We start from the raw sequence: 19,117 nt of genomic DNA on the forward strand, positions 1-19,117 counted from the left end.
GCACGGGATGAAAGACGCAGCCCCCCAGACCATCTATCTGAAGGATTACACACCGCCTTCCTATCTGGTGGACAGCGTGCATCTGACCTTCCGGCTAAGCCCGGAACATACTCGGGTGCTGAGCCGGATTGCATTCCGGCCCAACCCCGACGCCGCGACCAAAGACTTCTTTCTGCATGGCGAAGAATTGCGGCTGCATTCGGCCCGGATCGACGGCGCAGAGGTTTCACCGCAGATGACTTTGGAAGGATTGACCTGCGAAGTGCCCGATGCGCCTTTCATCTGGGAATCGGATGTGGAAATCAGCCCGATCGCCAATACCGCGCTGGAAGGGCTGTATATTTCAAACGGCATGTACAGCACCCAATGCGAAGCCCAAGGGTTCCGCAAGATCACCTATTACCCCGACCGCCCCGACGTGATGAGCGTCTTTACGGTGCGGATCGAAAGCGATCTGCCGGTGCTGTTGTCGAACGGCAACCCGGTGGCGCAGGGCGACGGCTTTGCCGAATGGCACGATCCCTGGCCGAAACCGGCCTATCTGTTCGCGCTGGTGGCGGGCGAATTGATCAATCATCCCGACCGTTTCACCACCAAATCGGGCAAGGATGTCGAATTGAACATCTGGGTCCGTCCCGGTGACGAAGACAAATGCGCCTTTGGCATGGAGGCGTTGAAGAAGTCGATGAAATGGGATGAAGACGTCTATGGCCGCGAATACGATCTGGATATCTTCAACATCGTCGCGGTGGACGATTTCAACATGGGGGCGATGGAAAACAAGGGGTTGAACATCTTCAACAGCTCTTGCGTTCTGGCCAGCCCGCAAACCAGCACCGATGCCAATTTCGAACGGATCGAAGCGATCATCGCGCATGAATATTTCCACAACTGGACCGGCAACCGGATCACCTGCCGCGATTGGTTCCAGCTGTGTCTGAAAGAAGGATTGACGGTTTACCGCGACAGTCAATTCACCAGCGATATGCGGTCGGCCCCGGTGAAGCGGATCGAGGACGTGATCGCCCTGCGCGGACGCCAGTTCCGCGAAGATAACGGCCCGCTGGCCCATCCAGTGCGGCCCGACAGTTTCGTCGAGATCAACAATTTCTATACCGCTACGGTGTATGAAAAGGGTGCCGAACTGATCGGGATGCTGAAAACGCTGGTCGGTGACGATTCCTATGCCAAGGCGCTGGACCTGTATTTCGACCGCCATGATGGCGATGCGGCGACGATCGAGGATTGGTTGAAAGTGTTCGAGGACGCGACCGGCCGCGACCTGAGCCAGTTCAAGCGCTGGTATGAACAGGCCGGCACGCCGCGTCTGTCGGTCAGCGATTCCTTTGAAGACGGCAGCTATGTTTTGCACTTCAAGCAGGACACGCCAGCGACACCGGGACAAGATCAGAAAGATCCGCGGGTGATCCCGATTGCGGTTGGATTGCTGAACCCCAATGGCGACGAAGTGGTGCCGACCACCGTGTTGGAAATGACCGAAGCGGAACAGAGTTTCCGGTTCGACGGGTTGGCGGCCAAACCGGTGCCGTCGATCCTGCGCGATTTTTCCGCCCCGGTGATCCTGCAACGCGACAGCACCAACGAAGAACGCGCCTTCCTGCTGGCGCATGATACCGATCCGTTCAACAAATGGGAAGCCGGCCGCGCCTTGGCGCGCAACGGGCTGATCGCAATGATCCGCGACGGGGCCGCGCCCGATGCCGGTTATCTGAATGCTTTGCAGGCGGTTTTGCGCGATGACGGGCTTGATCCGGCCTTCCGCGCGCTGGCGATGGGGCTGCCCGGTCAGGACGATCTGGCCCAGACTCTGGTCGATCTGGGCGACGTGCCCGACCCGATGGCGATCTGGCAAGCGGTCGAGACGTTGAAACAGGCGATGGCGCAGCATATGCAGGACCTGTTGCCGCGTATTTACGCACAATATCAGGTCGATAGCCCCTATCGCCCGGATGCGGACCAAGCCGGGGCGCGAGCATTGGCCAATGCCGCGCTGGCACTGATTTCGCGCATGGATGGCGGCGCACAGGCACAGGCGCAATATGACCGCGCCGACAACATGACCCAGCAATTGGCCGCTTTGGCCTGTCTGATTGCCGACGGCAAGGGAAATAAGGCGGTGCAGGCCTTTTATGACCAGTGGAAAACCGACCGGTTGGTGATCGACAAATGGTTCAGCCTGCAAATCGCCTATTGCGACCCGGACCAAGCAGCGGACATTGCACGGGCGCTGACGGATCATGCCGATTTCACCATGAAGAACCCTAACCGGTTCCGCGCCACGCTGGGGGCGCTGGCGGGCCATCCGGCCGGGTTCCATCACGCCAGCGGTGCGGGATATGCCCTGCTAACCGATTGGTTGCTGAAACTTGATCCGGTCAATCCGCAGACCACCGCGCGGATGTGTTCCGCTTTTGAAACCTGGAAACGCTATGATGCGGACCGGCAAGCGATGATCCTGGCCCAGCTTGACCGCATTTTGGCTCAGCCGGGGTTGAGCCGCGACACGACGGAAATGGTGACCCGCATCCGCAACGCGTGATCCGTGACATCGATCAAAGGGGGGAGGTTTTGAGACCGTCTCCCCTTTTGGTCACTAAACTTTGCCCCATTTTCGTCGTAATCTGGAAGTAGGGTGAAATGTATGTTTCGTATCGAAGAATATCACTTTGACGGGCTGGATCCGTTGCAATGGACCAAAATGCTGGGCCTGAGCACGCTTTGGATTTTGCTGTTCGTTTCCGCCAGACACCTTTCGATCCTCCAAGGTGCCGTTATGGTATCGTGTGTTTCCTTCTTCACCGCTTTGGTGTGGCGCGGCATCGTCAGCAGCACCCGGTCGGGGTGTTGGGTGACTCCTCACCATTTCCATGTCTATTACGGTGAAAAACAATGGTCTTTCCCGTTGTCGGGGATCGCGTCGATTTCTGGCCGCAACGGGCCGTTCGCGATTGGATCGCCCTATCTTGAACTGACCGGTGGTCGTCGTGTTCGCCTGCCGATCACTGCTTTGCCCACGACCCGGCACCTGCGCCGCTGGTTCGCGCATAGCGCAATCCGGGTTGACGCGCTACAAAATCCGGCCTGATAGTTCCGCCCAAGACGGCAGGAGCAGATCCGATGAAACTTGACAGAACCATTCTGATCACCGGTGCCAGTGCCGGTATTGGTGCCGCCTGCGCGCGGCTTGCAGCGGGGTATGGGGCCGATATCATCCTGACCTATCGCCGCGACCGGGCCGGGGCCGAAGCAGTCGCGGCGGATGTCCGGGCGGCGGGCCGCACCGCGCAGATCGCCGCCTGCGACATATCCGATCCGGCCCAGATCGAAGCCTTGTTTGCCGATATCGCGCCCGACACCGCGCTGGACTTGATCAACAATGCCGGGATTGTCGCGGCCAAAGCATCGGTTACCGAAATGACGCCCGAACGGTTGCAGCAGATTTTCAGCGTCAATGTGGTCGGTGCGTTTCTGGTGGCCAAACACGCCGTCACCCATATGCGCCGCAGTGGCAGCCCCGGCAATATCGTGAATGTTTCCTCCACCGCGGCGCGACTGGGGTCGGCCAATCAATATGTTGATTACGCCGCCTCGAAGGCCGCGATCGACACCTTTACCCAAGGGTTGGCCGATGAAGTCGCCGCCGAGGGCATTCGCGTCAACGCGGTGCGTCCGGGATTGATCGAAACCGAGATCCACGCCAAGGGCGGCGAACCCGACCGGCTGCAACGGTTGGTCCACATGGTGCCGCTGCAACGCGCTGGACGCCCCGAAGAGGTCGCAGAAGCGATCCTGTGGTTGCTGTCGGATCGGGCCTCTTATGTCACCCGTTCGATTCTGGATGTGTCAGCGGGCCGTTGACGGTCGTCAAATTCCCGACGGTTTTTAAGGGCAATCGGAAACAATGACGCCCAGACGCCATGATCTGCATACAAATCTAATATTTCTCGGTGAAAACCGGTCACAAATGAACGTGCAATCTTCGTACCTGCGCCTTCTTTCGGCCTGAAAGTCCCAGCAGTTTCCAAGGACACTCTGCAACTCCTCACCAGTAAGAATAGTATGTACAGAAAAAACCCGCTCACGGCCCCGATCAAACAACTCTCCCTCATCAAAACGCTCCCACGGTTCCTGAAAACAACCACATTGAAGCCGCGCCATCGGTCGCAGAAGACCAGATCGCGCACCGTACCGCTGCCGCAGATCGACGCATTGGATATTCCGATACGTGATATCAGCGCCGAACAAGCCGACCGCAGCACCCTGGAAGCGCGCGGCCAATTTTTGGCGCGGCAGGACATGTGGGAAGAATTGGGCCAAGAAATCCGCGCCTACGATCAGGCCCGCGCCGTCACGTCCGGGGGCATGTCCAAGGCCGATCTGATGGCCTATGGTGCCCGGATTGACGTGGTTGTCCCGATCCAGACCGCGCTGAGCGATCCCGGCCTGTTGCCGCAACACGCCCCGCGACACGGGTTACGCGAATTTGAACAGGTTCTGAACGATCACCCCGACGACTATGGCGTCGCGCTGGTTGTTATCAACGCCTATATCGACGCTGCCTGGGCCTGGCGCGGGGAAGGCTGGACCGGCGACATCCCTGCGGATCATTGGCGCGAATTCAGCCTGAAAATGGCCCGCGCCGGTGACATACTCGATCGGTACAGCCCGTTTGAATGCGACAGTCCGGCGCTGGCCGCGACCCGCTGTGCGTTATTGGCCGCACAGCAAGGTGCCGGGCAACGCATTGCCGACGATTACGAAGACCTGATCGATCTGGACCCGGCCAATCCGCGCCATATGCGTGCCTTTGGCAACCACCTGTTGCCGCGCTGGTTCGGCAGCTACAACCAGCTGGAAATCGGTGCCCGCCGCGCCGCGGCGATGACGCAGGACATCTGGGGCATGGGCGGCTATGCCTGGACCTATCTGGATGCGCTGACGGTCGATCCCAAGGCGATTGCGCTGCTGGATACGGATTTTTTCGTCGAGGCGATGCAGGACATTCTGCGCCGCCGCCCCGATCAGCATATCGCCAATACTTTCGCGGCATTCTGCGCGGTGACATTGCGTCAGGACCGGTTTCAGGACCCGGACCACGCGGCATCGGCAAAGACGTTGTCAGACGCGTTCGACTGGATCTTGCGCGATCATCTGCGCGAAGTGCATCCGCTGGTCTGGGCCATGGCCAAACAGGGACCCGACCGCATCAGCGCCGCCCCGGAAACCATCGCCCGCGACGGTGAAATCCGTGCCCGACGCCGGATCGCCGGTCATTTCGACGCCGACATTCGCCGCGGTGCCCGGATCGTGTTCGATGACCGCGGCCCGCAAGTGATCGCCCCGCGCTGAAATCGCCTGCCCTCTTGCCCCTTCTGCGCCCCTGTCCTAGAAGGCGGCATACACGGCGTGACAAAGGACGGACGCGATGTTGGACCTGACCTATGAGACCCCCAAGCCCAAGGTAATTGCCGGGGCGAAACACGATTGGGAACTTGTGATCGGCATGGAAGTCCATGCCCAGGTCAGTTCGAAGGCGAAGCTGTTTTCAGGGGCGTCGACCCAATTCGGCGCGGAACCCAATTCCAACGTCGCCTTCGTGGATGCCGCGATGCCCGGCATGCTGCCGGTGATCAACGAATTCTGCATCGAACAGGCGGTGCGCACGGGTCTGGGTCTGAAGGCCGAGATTCACCTCAAAAGCGCCTTTGACCGGAAAAACTATTTCTATCCCGACCTGCCGCAGGGATACCAGATTTCCCAGCTTTATCACCCGATCGTGGGCGAGGGCGAAATCCTTGTCGATATGGGGCCGGGCGTGGCGCGGTTGGTGCGGATCGAACGCATTCATCTGGAACAGGATGCCGGCAAGTCGATCCATGACATGGATCCCAACATGTCCTTTGTCGATCTCAACCGCACCGGTGTGGCGCTGATGGAAATCGTCAGCCGCCCCGATATTCGCGGCCCGGAAGAAGCCGCAGCCTATGTCACCAAGATGCGCCAGATCCTGCGCTATCTGGGTACCTGCGATGGCAATATGCAAAACGGCAACCTGCGCGCCGATGTGAACGTGTCGATCTGTCGGCCCGGTGCCTATGAAAAATACATGGAAACCCAAGATTTCGGCCATCTTGGCACCCGCTGCGAAATCAAGAACATGAACTCGATGCGGTTCATTCAGGCCGCGATTGATTATGAGGCCAAGCGCCAGATCGCCATCGTCGAAGCCGGCGGTACGGTCGATCAGGAAACCCGGCTTTACGATCCCGACAAGAATGAAACCCGTTCGATGCGGTCAAAGGAAGAAGCGCATGATTATCGCTACTTCCCCTGCCCCGACCTGTTGCCGCTGGAAATCGAACAGGGGTGGGTTGATGATATCGCAAAAACGTTGCCGGAATTGCCGGATGAGAAAAAGGCCCGTTTCGTCACCGGTTTCGGGCTGTCCGAATACGATGCTTCTGTGCTGACCGCCGAAGTGGACGCGGCCGATTATTTCGAACAGGTGGCCGCGGGCCGCGACGGAAAGATCGCCGCGAACTGGGTGATCAACGAACTTTTTGGCCGTCTGAAAAAGGACGACAAGGATATCTGCGACAGCCCGGTTTCGCCTGACCAGCTGGGCAAGATCATCGGGTTGATCAGTTCGGATGCGATTTCTGGCAAGATCGCCAAGGATCTGTTTGAAATCGTCTATACCGAAGGCGGCGACCCCGAACAGATCGTCGAGGAACGCGGCATGAAACAGGTCACCGATACCGGGGCCATCGAAGCCGCAGTGGACGAGGTGATCGCCTCGAACCCCGATCAGGTCGAAAAGGCCAAACAGAATCCGAAACTGGCGGGCTGGTTCGTCGGACAGGTGATGAAAGTCACCGGCGGCAAGGCCAATCCCAAGGCGGTGAATCAGCTGGTCGCGCAAAAACTGGGCCTGTAATCAGCGGCGTGCACGGGATGCGCCCTGAGGGGCAGAATGGGGGCGCTGCCCCCAAACCCCCGGAGTATTGTTGCCAAGAAGAAAACCAAGGACCGCTCTGGTTTCATCTTGGCCTAAATACTCCGTGCGCGGAGCGCAAACCCGAGGGGAAGGCCGCAGGCCGAAGCCGCGATAAAACGGCGCCCCAGGCACAGGGGTCCATTTTGATAACGCATTTCCCTTTGCGCCGCCCCGGCTTGTGGTTTTAGTCTGGGGTGGAAAACCGCAATTGAAGGTAAGCCGCGCGATGAAAGACAGCCCATTTCTCGCCTCCCCCATGGAGGTAAAGCCCGAATGGATCGACTATAATGGCCATCTGAACATGGCCTATTACAATGTTCTTTTCGATACCGGTGTCGATCAGGCCTTTGAACTGATCGGATTTGGTGCGGACTATGCGGCCCAGCGTCGGCTGACCTTCTATACTGCGGAATTCCATGTCCGCTATCTGCGCGAACTGCATTTGGGCGACAAGGTCCGGGTCGGGTTCCAGCTGCTGGATAGCGACGACAAGCGGTTGCATTACTGCCAGTGGCTGTATCACGAAGATGGTTGGCTGGCGGCCACTGCCGAAGGGTTGGCGCTGCATATCGACATGACCGGGCCGCGGGTGGCCCCGTTTCCGGCCGATATTGCCGAAAAGGTGTTGGTGATGCGGGCCGAGCACGATGCCGTGGGACGGCCGGATTTCGTCGGCAAACCCATCGGAATCCGCCATAAATCCGGCTAAGGCGTCACGCGGCCCAGATGCGACAGTCGCGGTCTTTCTGCGGCGATCGGGTGGCTTTCGCGACTCTCTGGTTTGAAGCTTCGGTAATGCACTGCTAGTCTTTTGATGATTTGAGAATGGATTTCGCGATGACGCTTTATGACTACAAGGTGGTGCCCGCCCCGGCCCGGGGCACCAAAGCACGCGGCATCAAGGGGCCTGATGCACGTTTTGCCAACACGATTGAAACGGTGCTGAATGAGATGGCCGCTGCCGGCTGGGAATTTCAGCGCGCCGAAACCCTGCCCAGCGAAGAACGACACGGGCTGACCCATACGGCCACCACCTTTCGAACGCTGTTGGTGTTTCGTCGTCCGCGTCCCGGCGATATCAGTGCCTTCGCACCGCGCCGGGTAGAACCCGCCGATCCGCGACCGGAGGCCGATCAGGATGAAACGGCGCAGGACGATGCGCCCGCAACGACCGTATCGAAGACACCCGAGCAGCCCGACAATGGCGTCGAGGACGTGATTGACGACGAAGACGCCATCAGCAGCGTTCTGCAATCGCGAGCGCAGCAATTGCAACGCGAGGGGAAGCAATAACGTCCAGTGCCGCTTTTGGGTCGGACTTGCATCCCAAGGTGCAAACCCTATTTATGCCTTGCCCATCCAACCCTCCATTGGCGGCGTCAGCCGCCCCCGCAAGGCTGCGGTCAGAATGCAGCCATTGATCCGGTCTTGTCTGCGTGAAACACCCGCTTGGGCCAATCCCGACCCGTTTGCAGATTTCTGCGCATTTTCAGTCCTGCCCCCTTCAATCTGGCGCGAATTGGTCTAAACTCCACGGTCCGAGTCGAATAGGTGATCCAAAATGGCAAAATCAGACCCCTTCGGGTTCGACATGACGGTGAAGTCCGCCAAGAAGAAAAACCCGCGCGGACGACGCGGCATGTCGGGTGCGACCGAAACCTCTGTACGCGTCTGTGAACATGAAGGCTGCGAGGAAGCCGGAAAATACCGTGCGCCCAAAGCGCCGGATGTGCTGGATGAATTCCGCTGGTTCTGCAAAGACCATGTGCGCGAATACAATCTGAAATGGAGTTTCTTCGACGGCAAGACCGAAGCGGAGATGAATGCGCAGCATTCCAAGGACAAGGTCTGGGAACGCGAAACCAAACGGATGGATGACCCCGAGGCCCGCGCCTGGGCGCGGCTGGGGATTGAGGATCCGCATCAGGTTCTGGGCCAGAACGCCACCCAGAATCCGGGCAAGTCGAATGGCGGCGGTCGACGGCTGCCACCAACCGAACGGCGCGCAATGGAAATCCTTGAAGCGCAGGATCACTGGGACAAGGCAGCGATCCGCAAAGCCTATAAAAAGCTGATCAAGGTGCTGCACCCGGATATGAATGGCGGCGACCGCAGCCAGGAAGACCAGTTGCAGGAGGTCATGTGGGCCTGGGAGCAGCTGAAGGACAGCCGCAGCTTCAAGTAAAATCGGCGGTGCCTGCGAGGCTTGGAAAACGCGGTGGACTCCCCCCGCTTTATCCACCGTCAGGCTACGGCCATTTTGCCGGGGGAAAGCAGGGCGCGCCGGGGCAATAACCGGCATATCCGGCACAAAGGACGCAATGGCGGCGATCAACGTCGCGGAAATTGCCGCGCCCCCTTGCCCTCGGGGTCTATATGTTGCACCACAACGGTCGGAACTTTCGGTTCCGAAACGTAAGTATTTTCTGATAGGGCAGACGGCACGATGGACAGCAACGCGAAACCCACCGAAAACATCTCCGTTCGTGACGTATTCGGAATCGACACCGATATGGCCGTGAAAGGCTTTGCCGACCGCGTTGACCGTGTGCCGGAAATCGATCCGACCTACAAATTCGATCCCGATACCACGCTGGCGATTCTGGCCGGGTTTGCGCATAACCGCCGGGTGATGATCCAAGGCTATCACGGCACCGGCAAATCGACCCATATCGAACAGGTTGCGGCGCGGCTGAACTGGCCCTGTGTGCGGGTCAACCTGGACAGCCATATCAGCCGGATTGACCTGATCGGCAAGGATGCGATCAAGCTGAAAGACGGCAAGCAGGTCACCGAATTCCACGAAGGCATCCTGCCTTGGGCGCTGCGCAATCCGACCGCGATCGTGTTCGACGAATATGATGCAGGCCGCGCCGATGTGATGTTCGTGATCCAGCGGGTTTTGGAACATGATGGCAAGCTGACGTTGCTGGACCAGAACGAAGTGATCACGCCGAACCCTTATTTCCGGCTGTTCGCCACCGCCAACACGGTGGGTTTGGGCGACACCACGGGGCTTTATCACGGGGTGCAGCAGATCAACCAGGCCCAGATGGACCGTTGGTCGCTGGTCGCAACGCTGAATTACCTGTCCCATGACGCGGAAACGATGATCGTTCTGGGCAAGGCTCCGCATTTCAACACCGAAAAGGGCCGCAAGACCGTGGCCCAGATGGTGACGCTGGCCGATCTGACCCGGACCGCGTTCATGAATGGCGAACTGTCGACGGTGATGAGCCCGCGGACGGTGATCAACTGGGCCTGGAACACCGAGATTTTCCGCAATGTCGGTTATGCGTTCCGCCTGACCTTCCTGAACAAATGCGATGAATTGGAACGCCAGACCGTGGCCGAGTTCTATCAGCGCTGTTTCGACGAAGAACTGCCCGAAAGTGCTGCCAGCATGGCGATGCTGTAATTCAGCCCGCATCACTGAAGGAAAAAGCCTCGCAGATTTGCGAGGCTTTTTTAGTTTGATCACTGATCTGGGAAAGCCCGGCATCACGCCGGGCCGGTCGCTCAGCTCATGCCAAGCGCTTCTTTATACATCTCAAGAACCGCTTCTTCTTCGGCGATGTCGTTTTGATCGCGCTTGCGCAGGGCGATAACCTTGCGCATCACCTTGGTGTCGTAACCGCGGCCCTTGGCTTCGGCCATGACCTCTTTTTGCTGGTCAGCGATGTCTTTCTTTTCCATCTCCAGCCGTTCGAACCGTTCGATGAACTGGCGCAGTTCGTCTGCGGTCACGCGATAGCTGGCGTCGATTGAAGATTCATCCATGAAACTGCCTCCGTCTGGGTTTGGTCTTCCCTATCGCCCTGCCCCGCGCCCCGCAAGAGGGGCCTGCGAAAATGCGCCACGTTGCCAACACGACGGTGATCCGTTAGGTCGACACAAACAGAGGAGAACGGGCGATGGACGTGTTGATCTGGAGCGGTGCCGCGATATCGATTGCCGGGCTTGCCGGTCTGTTGTGGTGCATCTTCAAGATCGCAGCGGCGAAACGTGCCGGGCTGAGCGACGACGATCTGCGCGCGGCGGTGCAACGCGTGGTGCCGCTCAATCTGGGCGCGTTGTTTTTATCGGTGATCGGGCTGATGATGGTGATCTTGGGCATCTTTCTGGGCTGATCACTCCGGGATCGTGCGGCGGTTGCGGCCCAGCCGGTTCAGCGCGTCGAAATCTTCGCCATTTCTAACCAATGCGGCAATGCCCGGTTCGGGAGCGTAGAGCGCGGGCAGCGCGTCTGTGCAGCGGCGTAATTCCTGCAAGATGTGGAACAGCCCGGCCATATCGGCGGCTTTCATAGGCCCACCCTGATAGCGCGGGAAACCATGGCCCAGCACCATCACCGCATCGATATCCGAGGGCCGCAGCGCAGCGTCACTGCGCAGCAGTTTCGCCCCCTGATTGGCCAGAGCGGCAAGGCAATTGAGCTGTATCTGCGCCAAATCGGCGCCCCCCGGCCGGATCCGGTTCAAATCACGTCCCAGAACGGCCCCGATATCTGGATCGGGATGCGCGGCCATATGGTCATCCCAGCGGTAAAATCCCTTACCGTCGCGCTGCCCCGAATAGCCGGCAGCGATCATTCTTTGCAACAGATCATCGATTGCACCGGATTGGGGTTTGATCCCGTGCAGCAGATGCATTCGCTTCACAACCACATCGAGTCCCAGCCGGTCGATCGCTTTGAATACGCCATTCGGCAGACCGAAATCGATCAGGGCGCGGTCGATGTCATAGGGGCTGATCCCTTGCTGCAACTGGAATATCGCGGCATCGCGCAATGTCATCAGCATGGGTTCACCCAGCGTACCGCCGCCGGTGCCGCAGCGCACCACCACCCGGCCAAGCCCGGCTGCAAAATCGGCTGCCGTGACGATGGTTTCGGCGGTGTTGGCGGCACCGGGGATGACTTCGGCCAGCGTGGTCATCTGTACCGGCGCATGGAAATGCATACCGATCACCTGCGCCGGGCGCTTGGTGGCGGCCGCGATTTCATCGATCGACAACAAGGCGGAATTGCTGACCAGGATCGCATCGTCGCGCGCCACCTGATCCAGCGCGGCAAAAACCTGCGCCTTGGTGGTGGGATTTTCCGCCACGGCTTCAATCAGCATATCGGCACCCGACATCTGGCGCAGATCAACCGTGGTGGTGAGATGCCCAAGCAGGTCGTCCAACCGGTCGCCCGCCCCCAAAGCCCGCAATGTCGCCTTGATTCGTGACAGCGCTTCGGCGGCGGCCTCTTCGGTGCGTTCGAACAAAACCACCTTGTGCTGTTTCAGCACCGCCAGCGCCGCAATGCCGGTGGCGGACACACCGCCGCCGATGATGCCGACGCTTTCGATCTTGCGGGGGTCCGCCTGCAACCGTTCGGGAAAATTCGACGCCCGCCGCTGCGCCTGATGGGCGTGCCGCAACCCCCGCGAATAGGCCGACTGGCGGCAGTCTTCGGCAGCCGCCTGTTCAAAGGCCAGCCCGGCTTCGAACGGCAACAACATGCTGGCTTCGACGCAATCGATCAGCTTGGCTTCGGTTGGGGCATAGCGCCCTTGCATCTGATGCCGCAGCTTGGAAACCGCCGCCTGAAACGCTGCCGGATCGGCAAAGCCATCAACCCGGTCCCTGCCCCGCTGCATCTGGTCGGGATGATCCGCAAGGCGCCGCGCTTCGGTAATGGCGGCTTCGACGGAGGCTTCGGGTTCGGTACGATCCACAAGATCCGCAACCCCTTCCGCATCGATTGGGAACGGGTGCCCGGCCCGGATCAGCATCAGGCTGTGTTCGGCCCCGATCAGCCGGGGCAGCCGTTGCGTGGCCCCGGCCGATGGCAACAGCCCCATTGCAAAAGACGGAAACCCGATCCGCACCGTTTTGTCGGCCACCCGCGCATGGGCAGCCAGCGCCAATTCCGCAGCGCCCCCCAGCACCAAGCCAGAAAGCGCCGCCACCACGGGTTTTGTGCAGTCTTCAACCGCCGAACAAAGCGCAGCAAGGTCGGGTTGTTCCGCTTTGGATTCCAATTCACCAAGATCGAGACCAGAGGAAAAAACGGTCCCCGCCCCGCGCAAAACGATTGCCCGGACCGAAGTGTCCGCCGCGCATTCGGCGATCCGTTCGATCAAAGCCACGCGCAGATTTCTTGACAGGATATTCACCGGTCCGTTGTGCAGCGTCACAATCGCAACACCGTCTTGCTGTTCGGTCTGGACCAGTTTTGTCACGATGGACCTCTTTCGTCATAAAAAACACTGCCGGAATGTTTCCGGCAGTGTGAAAACGGATCCATAAAAGTGCAAGCCTTTCCTTTGGCTTGTCCTTTGAAACCGGTCAGACGGGCATATTGTCGAACATCGATTCAACCACTTCGTCCGTCAGGCGTTCTTCGAGCAGACGCACACGCTGGGGCACATGAACGCCCTCGGCTTGCATCTGTTCGATCACGCTTTGAAGCCGGACTTTTATTTCAGCGCGCTTCGCTTCACTTACTTCTTCGACTTCAGCTTCCAGCTTTTCGATGAGTTCCAGGAACTTTTGTTCAGTCATACGAGGTCTCCTCTTCCAGTGTGCTTTGCCGGTTTCTCAGTGCGATGCGGCGCATGCTTTGCAAAACGGTGTGTCGGGCAGAACATCCAGACGTTCGGATGAAATTTCATCGCCGCACTCAACGCAGATGCCATAGTCGCCTTCGCGAATCCTTTTCAGCGCAGCGCGGATTCGCTTGATTTCATTCTGCCCGGCAGCGCCAAGGTGTTCCAGAACTTCCTCGCCTTCGCGTTCGGTTGCGGCGTCGTCCCAGTCTTTGGTGGTCGGTTCGTCCAATTCCGATTCAATCGCATGCAATCGGCTGTCCAGTTCCGACAACCGTTTCAGCAACGCTGCCTTACGGTCTTTGATCGTTGTCATTTACGCGCTCCTCTTGATACCCCCGAAACACCTAGTGATTGACCGCTGCATTGGCCTTGATACAGGTCAATACAGCGGTATTTCGATTTTTTGACTTGCAACATATGCAGTTTTTATTATATGTTCTTTTGAAACGGAGGACCCCGATCATGAAACCAATCGTAACCGCATTCTTCGACGAAGCTACCAACACTATTTCCTATGTCGTTCAGGATCCGAATGGCAAATCCTGCGCCGTGATCGATTCGGTTCTGGACTTCGATTATTCTTCGGGCCGAACCGATACCAAATCGGCCGATGCAATCATCGCCTTTGTCCAAAAAGAGGGTCTGCAGGTCGAATGGCTGCTGGAAAGCCATGTGCATGCAGACCACTTGTCCGCAGCCCCCTATATTCAGGAAAAGGTGGGCGGCAAGATCGGCATCGGCGACCGGATCAAGATCGTTCAGGACACCTTTGGCAAGGTGTTCAACGAAGGCACCGAATTCCAGCGCGACGGCAGCCAGTTTGACGAGTTGTTCGTCGAAGGTGACAGTGTCCATATCGGCCAGTTGCGGGCCGATGTTTTGCACACACCGGGCCACACCCCGGCCTGCCTGACCTATGTCATCGGCGACACCGCCTTTGTTGGCGACACGCTGTTCATGCCCGATTTCGGCACCGCGCGTTGCGACTTCCCCGGCGGGTCGTCGGAGACGCTATATGCATCGATCCAGAAAATTCTAGCGCTGCCAGATGAAACCCGGATTTTCGTCGGCCACGATTACAAGGCACCCGGCCGCGACGAATTTGCCTGGGAAACCACCGTGGGCGAACAGAAGGCCAAGAACATCCATGTCGGCGAAGGCAAAACCAAGGACGATTTCGTCGAAATGCGCGACACCCGCGACGCGACGCTGGCAATGCCCAAGCTGATCATCCCGTCGCTGCAAGTGAACATGCGCGCGGGCCAGATGCCCGAACCGGACGAACAGGGCGATGTGTTCCTGAAAGTGCCGGTCAACAAACTTTGAGCGCATAAACAGAACAAACCTTCTGCCACCGGAGCGAACGCCGGTGGCAGAAGGCGTTTTGGGTTAAAAAACATCTAACAGGAAAGGAAACGCGATGTTGGAGACTATTCCCGTCGATTGGATCTGGGGGCTGATTGGCGGCCTTATGATCGGTCTGGGCGGTGCCGTTTATTTGCTGGCCAATGGCCGGATCATGGGCGCCAGCGGTATTATCGGCGGTCTGGTGGACCGTAGCGGGCTTGATACTTGGAAAGAGCGGGTTGTGTTCTTGGCCGGTGTGTTCCTGCTGCCGATCCCGCTTTATCCGATGTATCGCGCTGTCGACACCCATATCACCAGCAATATTGCCGTCATCGTCGCCGCCGGTCTGTTGGTCGGCATCGGTACGCGGATCGCCAATGGCTGCACATCGGGGCACGGCGTTTGCGGGATTTCCCGGTTGTCGCTGCGCGGTCTTGTCGCCACCGTGTTCTATATCATGGCGGGCGGTTTCGCCGTGATCATTTTCCGTCATATGCTGGGGTGGGTCTGATGCGTCTTATCTATGCTTTCATCGCCGGCGGATTGTTCGGCGCGGGTCTGTTCATTTCGGGCATGACCGATACGTCCAAAGTGCAAGGGTGGCTCGACGTGTTCGGCAACTGGGATCCCACTTTGGCCTTCGTCATGGGGGGCGCCATCATCCCGATGGCGATTGCTTGGCGTTTTGTCCCCGGACGCAAACCCTTGGTGGGGGGTGCATTCCCGACCCCGCCAGAACCGCGGTTGGGCCGCAATCTGGTGCTCGGATCGGTTATGTTCGGTTTTGGCTGGGGCTTGGCCGGGCTGTGCCCGGGGCCGTCGATTGCATCGCTGACCTATGGCGGGGTGAACCATTGGATCTTTGTTGCGGCGATGCTGGTCGGGATGCTGCTGGCCCCGAAAGTGCGTAGCCTGCTGGACAGCATGGAAAAGTCTTCTGCTCTGGACACCCAGACGCCAGCAGAATAATCCTGTCGTCATGGATATCAGACAGATCACCCCCCGCTATGCCGTTTCGCCGCAAATCAGTGTCGAAGACTTGCCCGCCATCAAGGCGGCGGGTTTCGTGGGGGTGATTTGCAACCGACCGGATGAGGAAGTGCCCCCATCCCATCACGCCGCCACCATCGAAGCGGCGACGATTGAGCAGGGGTTGAGCTTTGCCGCTCTGCCCCTGACCCATCAGACTATGACCCCGGAAAATATCGCCAAGCAGGCAAATCTGGCCGACACTGCGGAAGGTCCGGTTTTGGCCTATTGCGCCTCGGGCACCCGCAGCACGGTGATCTGGGCCTTGGGTCAAGCTGGCAAGCAAAGCGCCGACGATATTTTGCTGGCGGCGGCCAAAGCGGGTTACATGCTGGATCAGTTGCGGCCACAACTGGAAGGGTGATCCCGGCCCCGGACGCGGACCGAGGCGACCAACGAATATCTGTCCCCCGCGCGACAGGGTTTTCGAACCGGTTTATTGCGCGGCCATTTTCATCTTGATCGGCAGGCTGACCCGGAACGCGGCACCGCCTTGTCCCGGCAAATAGGCAATAGAGCCGCCCAGACGCGCCATGATTTCACGACAGATCGCCAATCCCAGCCCGGCACCGCCCGCTTGGCGATCGCTGACCCGGCTGAATTTTTCAAATACCATATCCTGTGCCTGCGCCGGAATGCCCGATCCGTTATCGATGAAATCGACAATCAGATAATTGTCGCGTTCAGTCACCTGAATGGTCAATTCGGGCTGATCCGCGTCGCAATATTTCTGCGCGTTCGCAATCAGGTTGATGAAAACCTGTGCCAGCCGGTCAAGATCGGTTTCCATCAGAATATCGGTTGATATGCCGCTGCGATGGATGTTCAAACCGCTGCTTTCCGCACCGGTCGAGGCTATCGCGTGGGTGATCAAGTCTTGCAACACCCCCTGTCGGATATTCAGATTGACCTGACCATTTTCCAACACGCTGAGATCCAGCAAATCATCAAGCAACCGGGTCAGGCGGATCGCTTCTTGATGGATGATATCGGCATATTTTTCCAAATCGGCCGGGCTGAGTTCTTCGGTATCGCGCAAAATTTCGGAAAACGATCGGATCGACGTCATCGGCGTGCGCAATTCGTGGCTGATCTGACTGAGAAAGGCGTCTTTTTGGACCGATAGCTTCGTCAGCTTTTCGTTGGCGGCGCGCAGTTGCCGCGCGGTGCGGCTCAGTTCGGCCGATTTCGCCTCCAGCTGGCTGGAATATTCCATCATCTGCGCGGTTTCATCCGCCACCGCCAACAGGTCTTCGACCGAAACCGTGGCCCGGCCCATGATCTGGGACACCATCGCATGGGCCGTGGCGGCCCCCACCGATCCGGCCAGTTCGCGTTCCAGGCGTTGCAGGAAATCCGGCGTCGGTTCGGGTAAAAAGCCGACCAGCCCTTGCTCCAACGCCGCCTTCTGAAACAAAGTCTGCGTTTCAACCGGGCCAAGGATACGCTGCGCCATGACCATCAGGTCTTCGGCCTGGGCAACCCCGCCGGACCACCCCTGCGGGTTGCCCGAATGCTGAAACACATTAACGAATTGTGCACCTTGCAACCGTTCCAGCGGCTGCGGGAAGCTGATAATCGAAAATAGAACGAATGCGCCTGCGTTGAGCGACATCGACCACAGCACGGTATGCACCACCGGATCGATACCTTCGATGCCGAACAGCGCCTGCGGCTTCAGCCAGCTTAGCCCCCAAAGCCCGTGTTCCAACACCTCGGCGGACAGGAAAACACCCGGACCAAAGCTGGGTAACAGCATCGAATAGACCCAGATCAGGAAACCGATCAACAAACCTGCCACTGCGCCGGTATGGTTCGACCCGCGCCAGAAAATCGCCCCCATCAGCGCCGGCAGGAATTGCGCAACGCCGGAAAAGCTGATCAATCCGATCGACGTCAACGCCGCCCCGCCGCCCGAAAAACGGTAATACAAATAGCCCAGCGCCAAGACACCACCGATGGACAATCGACGCGCCAGCAGCACCACGTGGCGCACATCGCCGGAAATCACCGCCCCCCCTTGGGCAATCCTCAGCCAGATCGGCATCACGATATGGTTCGACACCATGGTCGAAAGCGCAATCGCCGCGACGATCACCATCGACGTTGCCGACGAAAACCCGCCCAGAAAAGACAGCATCGCCAATCCTTGCTGGCCCTGACTAAGCGGAACGGTCAGCACGAACTGGTCGGGGTTGGCCCCTTCGGGCATGATATCGAGCCCGACAACGGCAATCGGCACCACGAACAGGCTCATGATCATCAGATAGGTCGGAAAGGCCCAGCTGGCGGTGCGCAGGTGGCGTTCATCTTCATTTTCCACCACCAGAACCTGAAACATTCGCGGCAATGTCAGAAAGGCCGCCGCCGACAGCATCGTCATCGCCACCCAGCGCCCGTTATCGACCTGCCAGGTGCCAATGTCCGAGGCATCGATCCGGGCCAAGGTTTCGGACACCCCACCGCCCAGCCCCCACACCACGAAGACCCCAACCGCGACCAGAGCACAGAGTTTCACCACCGCTTCCACCGCGATCGCCATGACGACGCCGTGGTGGCGTTCATTGGCATCAAGATTGCGGGTCCCGAACAGGATCGTGAACACTGCCAGCCCCCCCGCCACCCACAAAGCAGTGGCTTCGCTATCGGCAAATTGCATGGCCTGCGGATCGACCTTGGCGAAAGACGCGAAGGACAGGGTCACCGATTGTAGTTGCAGCGCAATATAGGGCGTGGTGCCGATCACCGCGATCAGCGTGACGAACACCGCCAACAACGGCGATTTACCGTAACGCGAAGAAATCAGGTCCGCGATGGAGGTGATCCGCTGGGTCCGGCCCACCCGTACCAGTTTGCGCAGCCCCCACCACCAGCCGATCATCACCAGCGTCGGCCCGATATAGATGGTCAGGAATTCCAGCCCCGACCGGGCGGCATTCCCGACCGCGCCGTAAAACGTCCATGCGGTGCAGTAGATCGACAGTGAAAGGGTATAGACCAACGGCGACCGTAACCAGGTCGCGCGCCCCCGAAGCGCAGCGCGTTCGGCCATGAAGGCGACCAAGAACAACAGCGCCACATAGGTCAGGCAGACCGCAACAAGGATGTTCAGCGCACCCATCCA

General features: G+C 58.9%; 19 protein-coding genes. 14 read left to right on the forward strand and 5 right to left on the reverse strand.

The genetic code is table 11. The features are described 5' to 3' along the window. The first annotated feature begins 7 nt into the window (after positions 1–7). The 9 genes from pepN (at position 8) to cobS (ending at position 10,436) form a co-directional block, all read left to right on the forward strand. Positions 8–2,560: an aminopeptidase N gene (gene pepN, locus TG4357_RS13740; protein WP_058263465.1), complete on the forward strand. Its 2,553-nt coding sequence runs from the start codon at positions 8–10 to the stop codon at positions 2,558–2,560. Between the two features lie 102 nt (positions 2,561–2,662). Further along, on the forward strand, positions 2,663–3,106 hold the full coding sequence (locus tag TG4357_RS13745) for a hypothetical protein (RefSeq protein ID WP_058263466.1): 444 nt from the start codon (positions 2,663–2,665) through the stop codon (positions 3,104–3,106). 32 nt (positions 3,107–3,138) lie between these two features. Then, positions 3,139–3,879: an SDR family oxidoreductase gene (locus tag TG4357_RS13750; protein ID WP_058263467.1), complete on the forward strand. Its 741-nt coding sequence runs from the start codon at positions 3,139–3,141 to the stop codon at positions 3,877–3,879. Positions 3,880–4,164: 285 nt separating this feature from the next. Continuing rightward, on the forward strand, positions 4,165–5,370 hold the full coding sequence (locus TG4357_RS13755; protein WP_074646896.1) for a hypothetical protein: 1,206 nt from the start codon (positions 4,165–4,167) through the stop codon (positions 5,368–5,370). Positions 5,371–5,446: 76 nt separating this feature from the next. Beyond that, a complete protein-coding gene (gene gatB / locus TG4357_RS13760; RefSeq protein WP_058263469.1) occupies positions 5,447–6,958 on the forward strand; it encodes an Asp-tRNA(Asn)/Glu-tRNA(Gln) amidotransferase subunit GatB in 1,512 nt (503 codons plus the stop codon). A 286-nt stretch (positions 6,959–7,244) separates the two neighbouring features. Beyond that, entirely contained in the window at positions 7,245–7,727 is a 483-nt protein-coding gene (locus TG4357_RS13765; protein WP_058263470.1) for a thioesterase family protein, read from the forward strand. 116 nt (positions 7,728–7,843) lie between these two features. After that, the gene (locus tag TG4357_RS19720) at positions 7,844–8,311 is read left to right on the forward strand and encodes a DUF4177 domain-containing protein (RefSeq protein ID WP_082644152.1); all 468 of its coding nucleotides are present in this window, start codon (positions 7,844–7,846) and stop codon (positions 8,309–8,311) included. 268 nt (positions 8,312–8,579) lie between these two features. After that, positions 8,580–9,203 (forward strand): DnaJ domain-containing protein, encoded by a 624-nt coding sequence (locus tag TG4357_RS13775; protein ID WP_058263471.1) that lies wholly within the window; start codon positions 8,580–8,582, stop codon positions 9,201–9,203. A 261-nt stretch (positions 9,204–9,464) separates the two neighbouring features. After that, positions 9,465–10,436 carry a cobaltochelatase subunit CobS gene (cobS, locus tag TG4357_RS13780; protein WP_058263472.1) on the forward strand — a complete coding sequence of 324 codons (972 nt, stop codon included), beginning with the start codon at positions 9,465–9,467 and terminating at the stop codon, positions 10,434–10,436. Between the two features lie 101 nt (positions 10,437–10,537). Here cobS and TG4357_RS13785 read toward each other — a convergent pair whose 3' ends face one another. Continuing rightward, positions 10,538–10,798: a DUF2312 domain-containing protein gene (locus TG4357_RS13785; protein WP_058263473.1), complete on the reverse strand. Its 261-nt coding sequence runs from the start codon at positions 10,796–10,798 to the stop codon at positions 10,538–10,540. Between the two features lie 134 nt (positions 10,799–10,932). On the opposite strand from TG4357_RS13785, the gene TG4357_RS13790 reads away from it, so the two are divergent. Then, positions 10,933–11,148, forward strand: a complete 216-nt coding sequence (locus TG4357_RS13790; protein ID WP_058263474.1) for a hypothetical protein — start codon at positions 10,933–10,935, stop codon at positions 11,146–11,148. Here TG4357_RS13790 and TG4357_RS13795 read toward each other — a convergent pair whose 3' ends face one another. The 3 genes from TG4357_RS13795 to TG4357_RS13805 all read right to left on the reverse strand — a co-directional run bounded on the left by TG4357_RS13795 (position 11,149) and on the right by TG4357_RS13805 (position 13,930). Continuing rightward, on the reverse strand, positions 11,149–13,248 hold the full coding sequence (locus tag TG4357_RS13795) for a 3-hydroxyacyl-CoA dehydrogenase NAD-binding domain-containing protein (RefSeq protein ID WP_058263475.1): 2,100 nt from the start codon (positions 13,246–13,248) through the stop codon (positions 11,149–11,151). A gap of 106 nt (positions 13,249–13,354) precedes the next feature. Then, complete coding sequence (locus TG4357_RS13800) at positions 13,355–13,570, reverse strand: hypothetical protein (RefSeq protein WP_058263476.1); 216 nt, start codon at positions 13,568–13,570, stop codon at positions 13,355–13,357. Between the two features lie 36 nt (positions 13,571–13,606). Continuing rightward, the gene (locus TG4357_RS13805; RefSeq protein WP_058263477.1) at positions 13,607–13,930 is read right to left on the reverse strand and encodes a TraR/DksA family transcriptional regulator; all 324 of its coding nucleotides are present in this window, start codon (positions 13,928–13,930) and stop codon (positions 13,607–13,609) included. 149 nt (positions 13,931–14,079) lie between these two features. On the opposite strand from TG4357_RS13805, the gene TG4357_RS13810 reads away from it, so the two are divergent. The 4 genes from TG4357_RS13810 (at position 14,080) to TG4357_RS13825 (ending at position 16,357) form a co-directional block, all read left to right on the forward strand. Next, positions 14,080–14,943 carry an MBL fold metallo-hydrolase gene (locus TG4357_RS13810; protein ID WP_074646898.1) on the forward strand — a complete coding sequence of 288 codons (864 nt, stop codon included), beginning with the start codon at positions 14,080–14,082 and terminating at the stop codon, positions 14,941–14,943. Between the two features lie 106 nt (positions 14,944–15,049). Then, positions 15,050–15,475, forward strand: coding sequence for a YeeE/YedE family protein (locus TG4357_RS13815; protein ID WP_058263507.1), 426 nt, complete (start codon positions 15,050–15,052; stop codon positions 15,473–15,475). Further along, a complete protein-coding gene (locus TG4357_RS13820; protein ID WP_058263478.1) occupies positions 15,475–15,933 on the forward strand; it encodes a YeeE/YedE family protein in 459 nt (152 codons plus the stop codon). The genes TG4357_RS13815 and TG4357_RS13820 overlap by 1 nt, the downstream gene beginning before the upstream one ends. A gap of 10 nt (positions 15,934–15,943) precedes the next feature. Further along, positions 15,944–16,357: a protein tyrosine phosphatase family protein gene (locus TG4357_RS13825; RefSeq protein WP_058263479.1), complete on the forward strand. Its 414-nt coding sequence runs from the start codon at positions 15,944–15,946 to the stop codon at positions 16,355–16,357. Positions 16,358–16,429: 72 nt separating this feature from the next. Here the strand turns inward: TG4357_RS13825 and TG4357_RS13830 are convergent, their stop codons facing one another. Next, complete coding sequence (locus tag TG4357_RS13830; RefSeq protein ID WP_058263480.1) at positions 16,430–19,114, reverse strand: ATP-binding protein; 2,685 nt, start codon at positions 19,112–19,114, stop codon at positions 16,430–16,432. Positions 19,115–19,117 lie beyond the last annotated feature (3 nt).

The sequence above is a fragment of the Thalassovita gelatinovora genome, assembly GCF_001458355.1.
GTDB classification, from domain to species: Bacteria; Pseudomonadota; Alphaproteobacteria; order Rhodobacterales; family Rhodobacteraceae; genus Thalassobius; species Thalassobius gelatinovorus.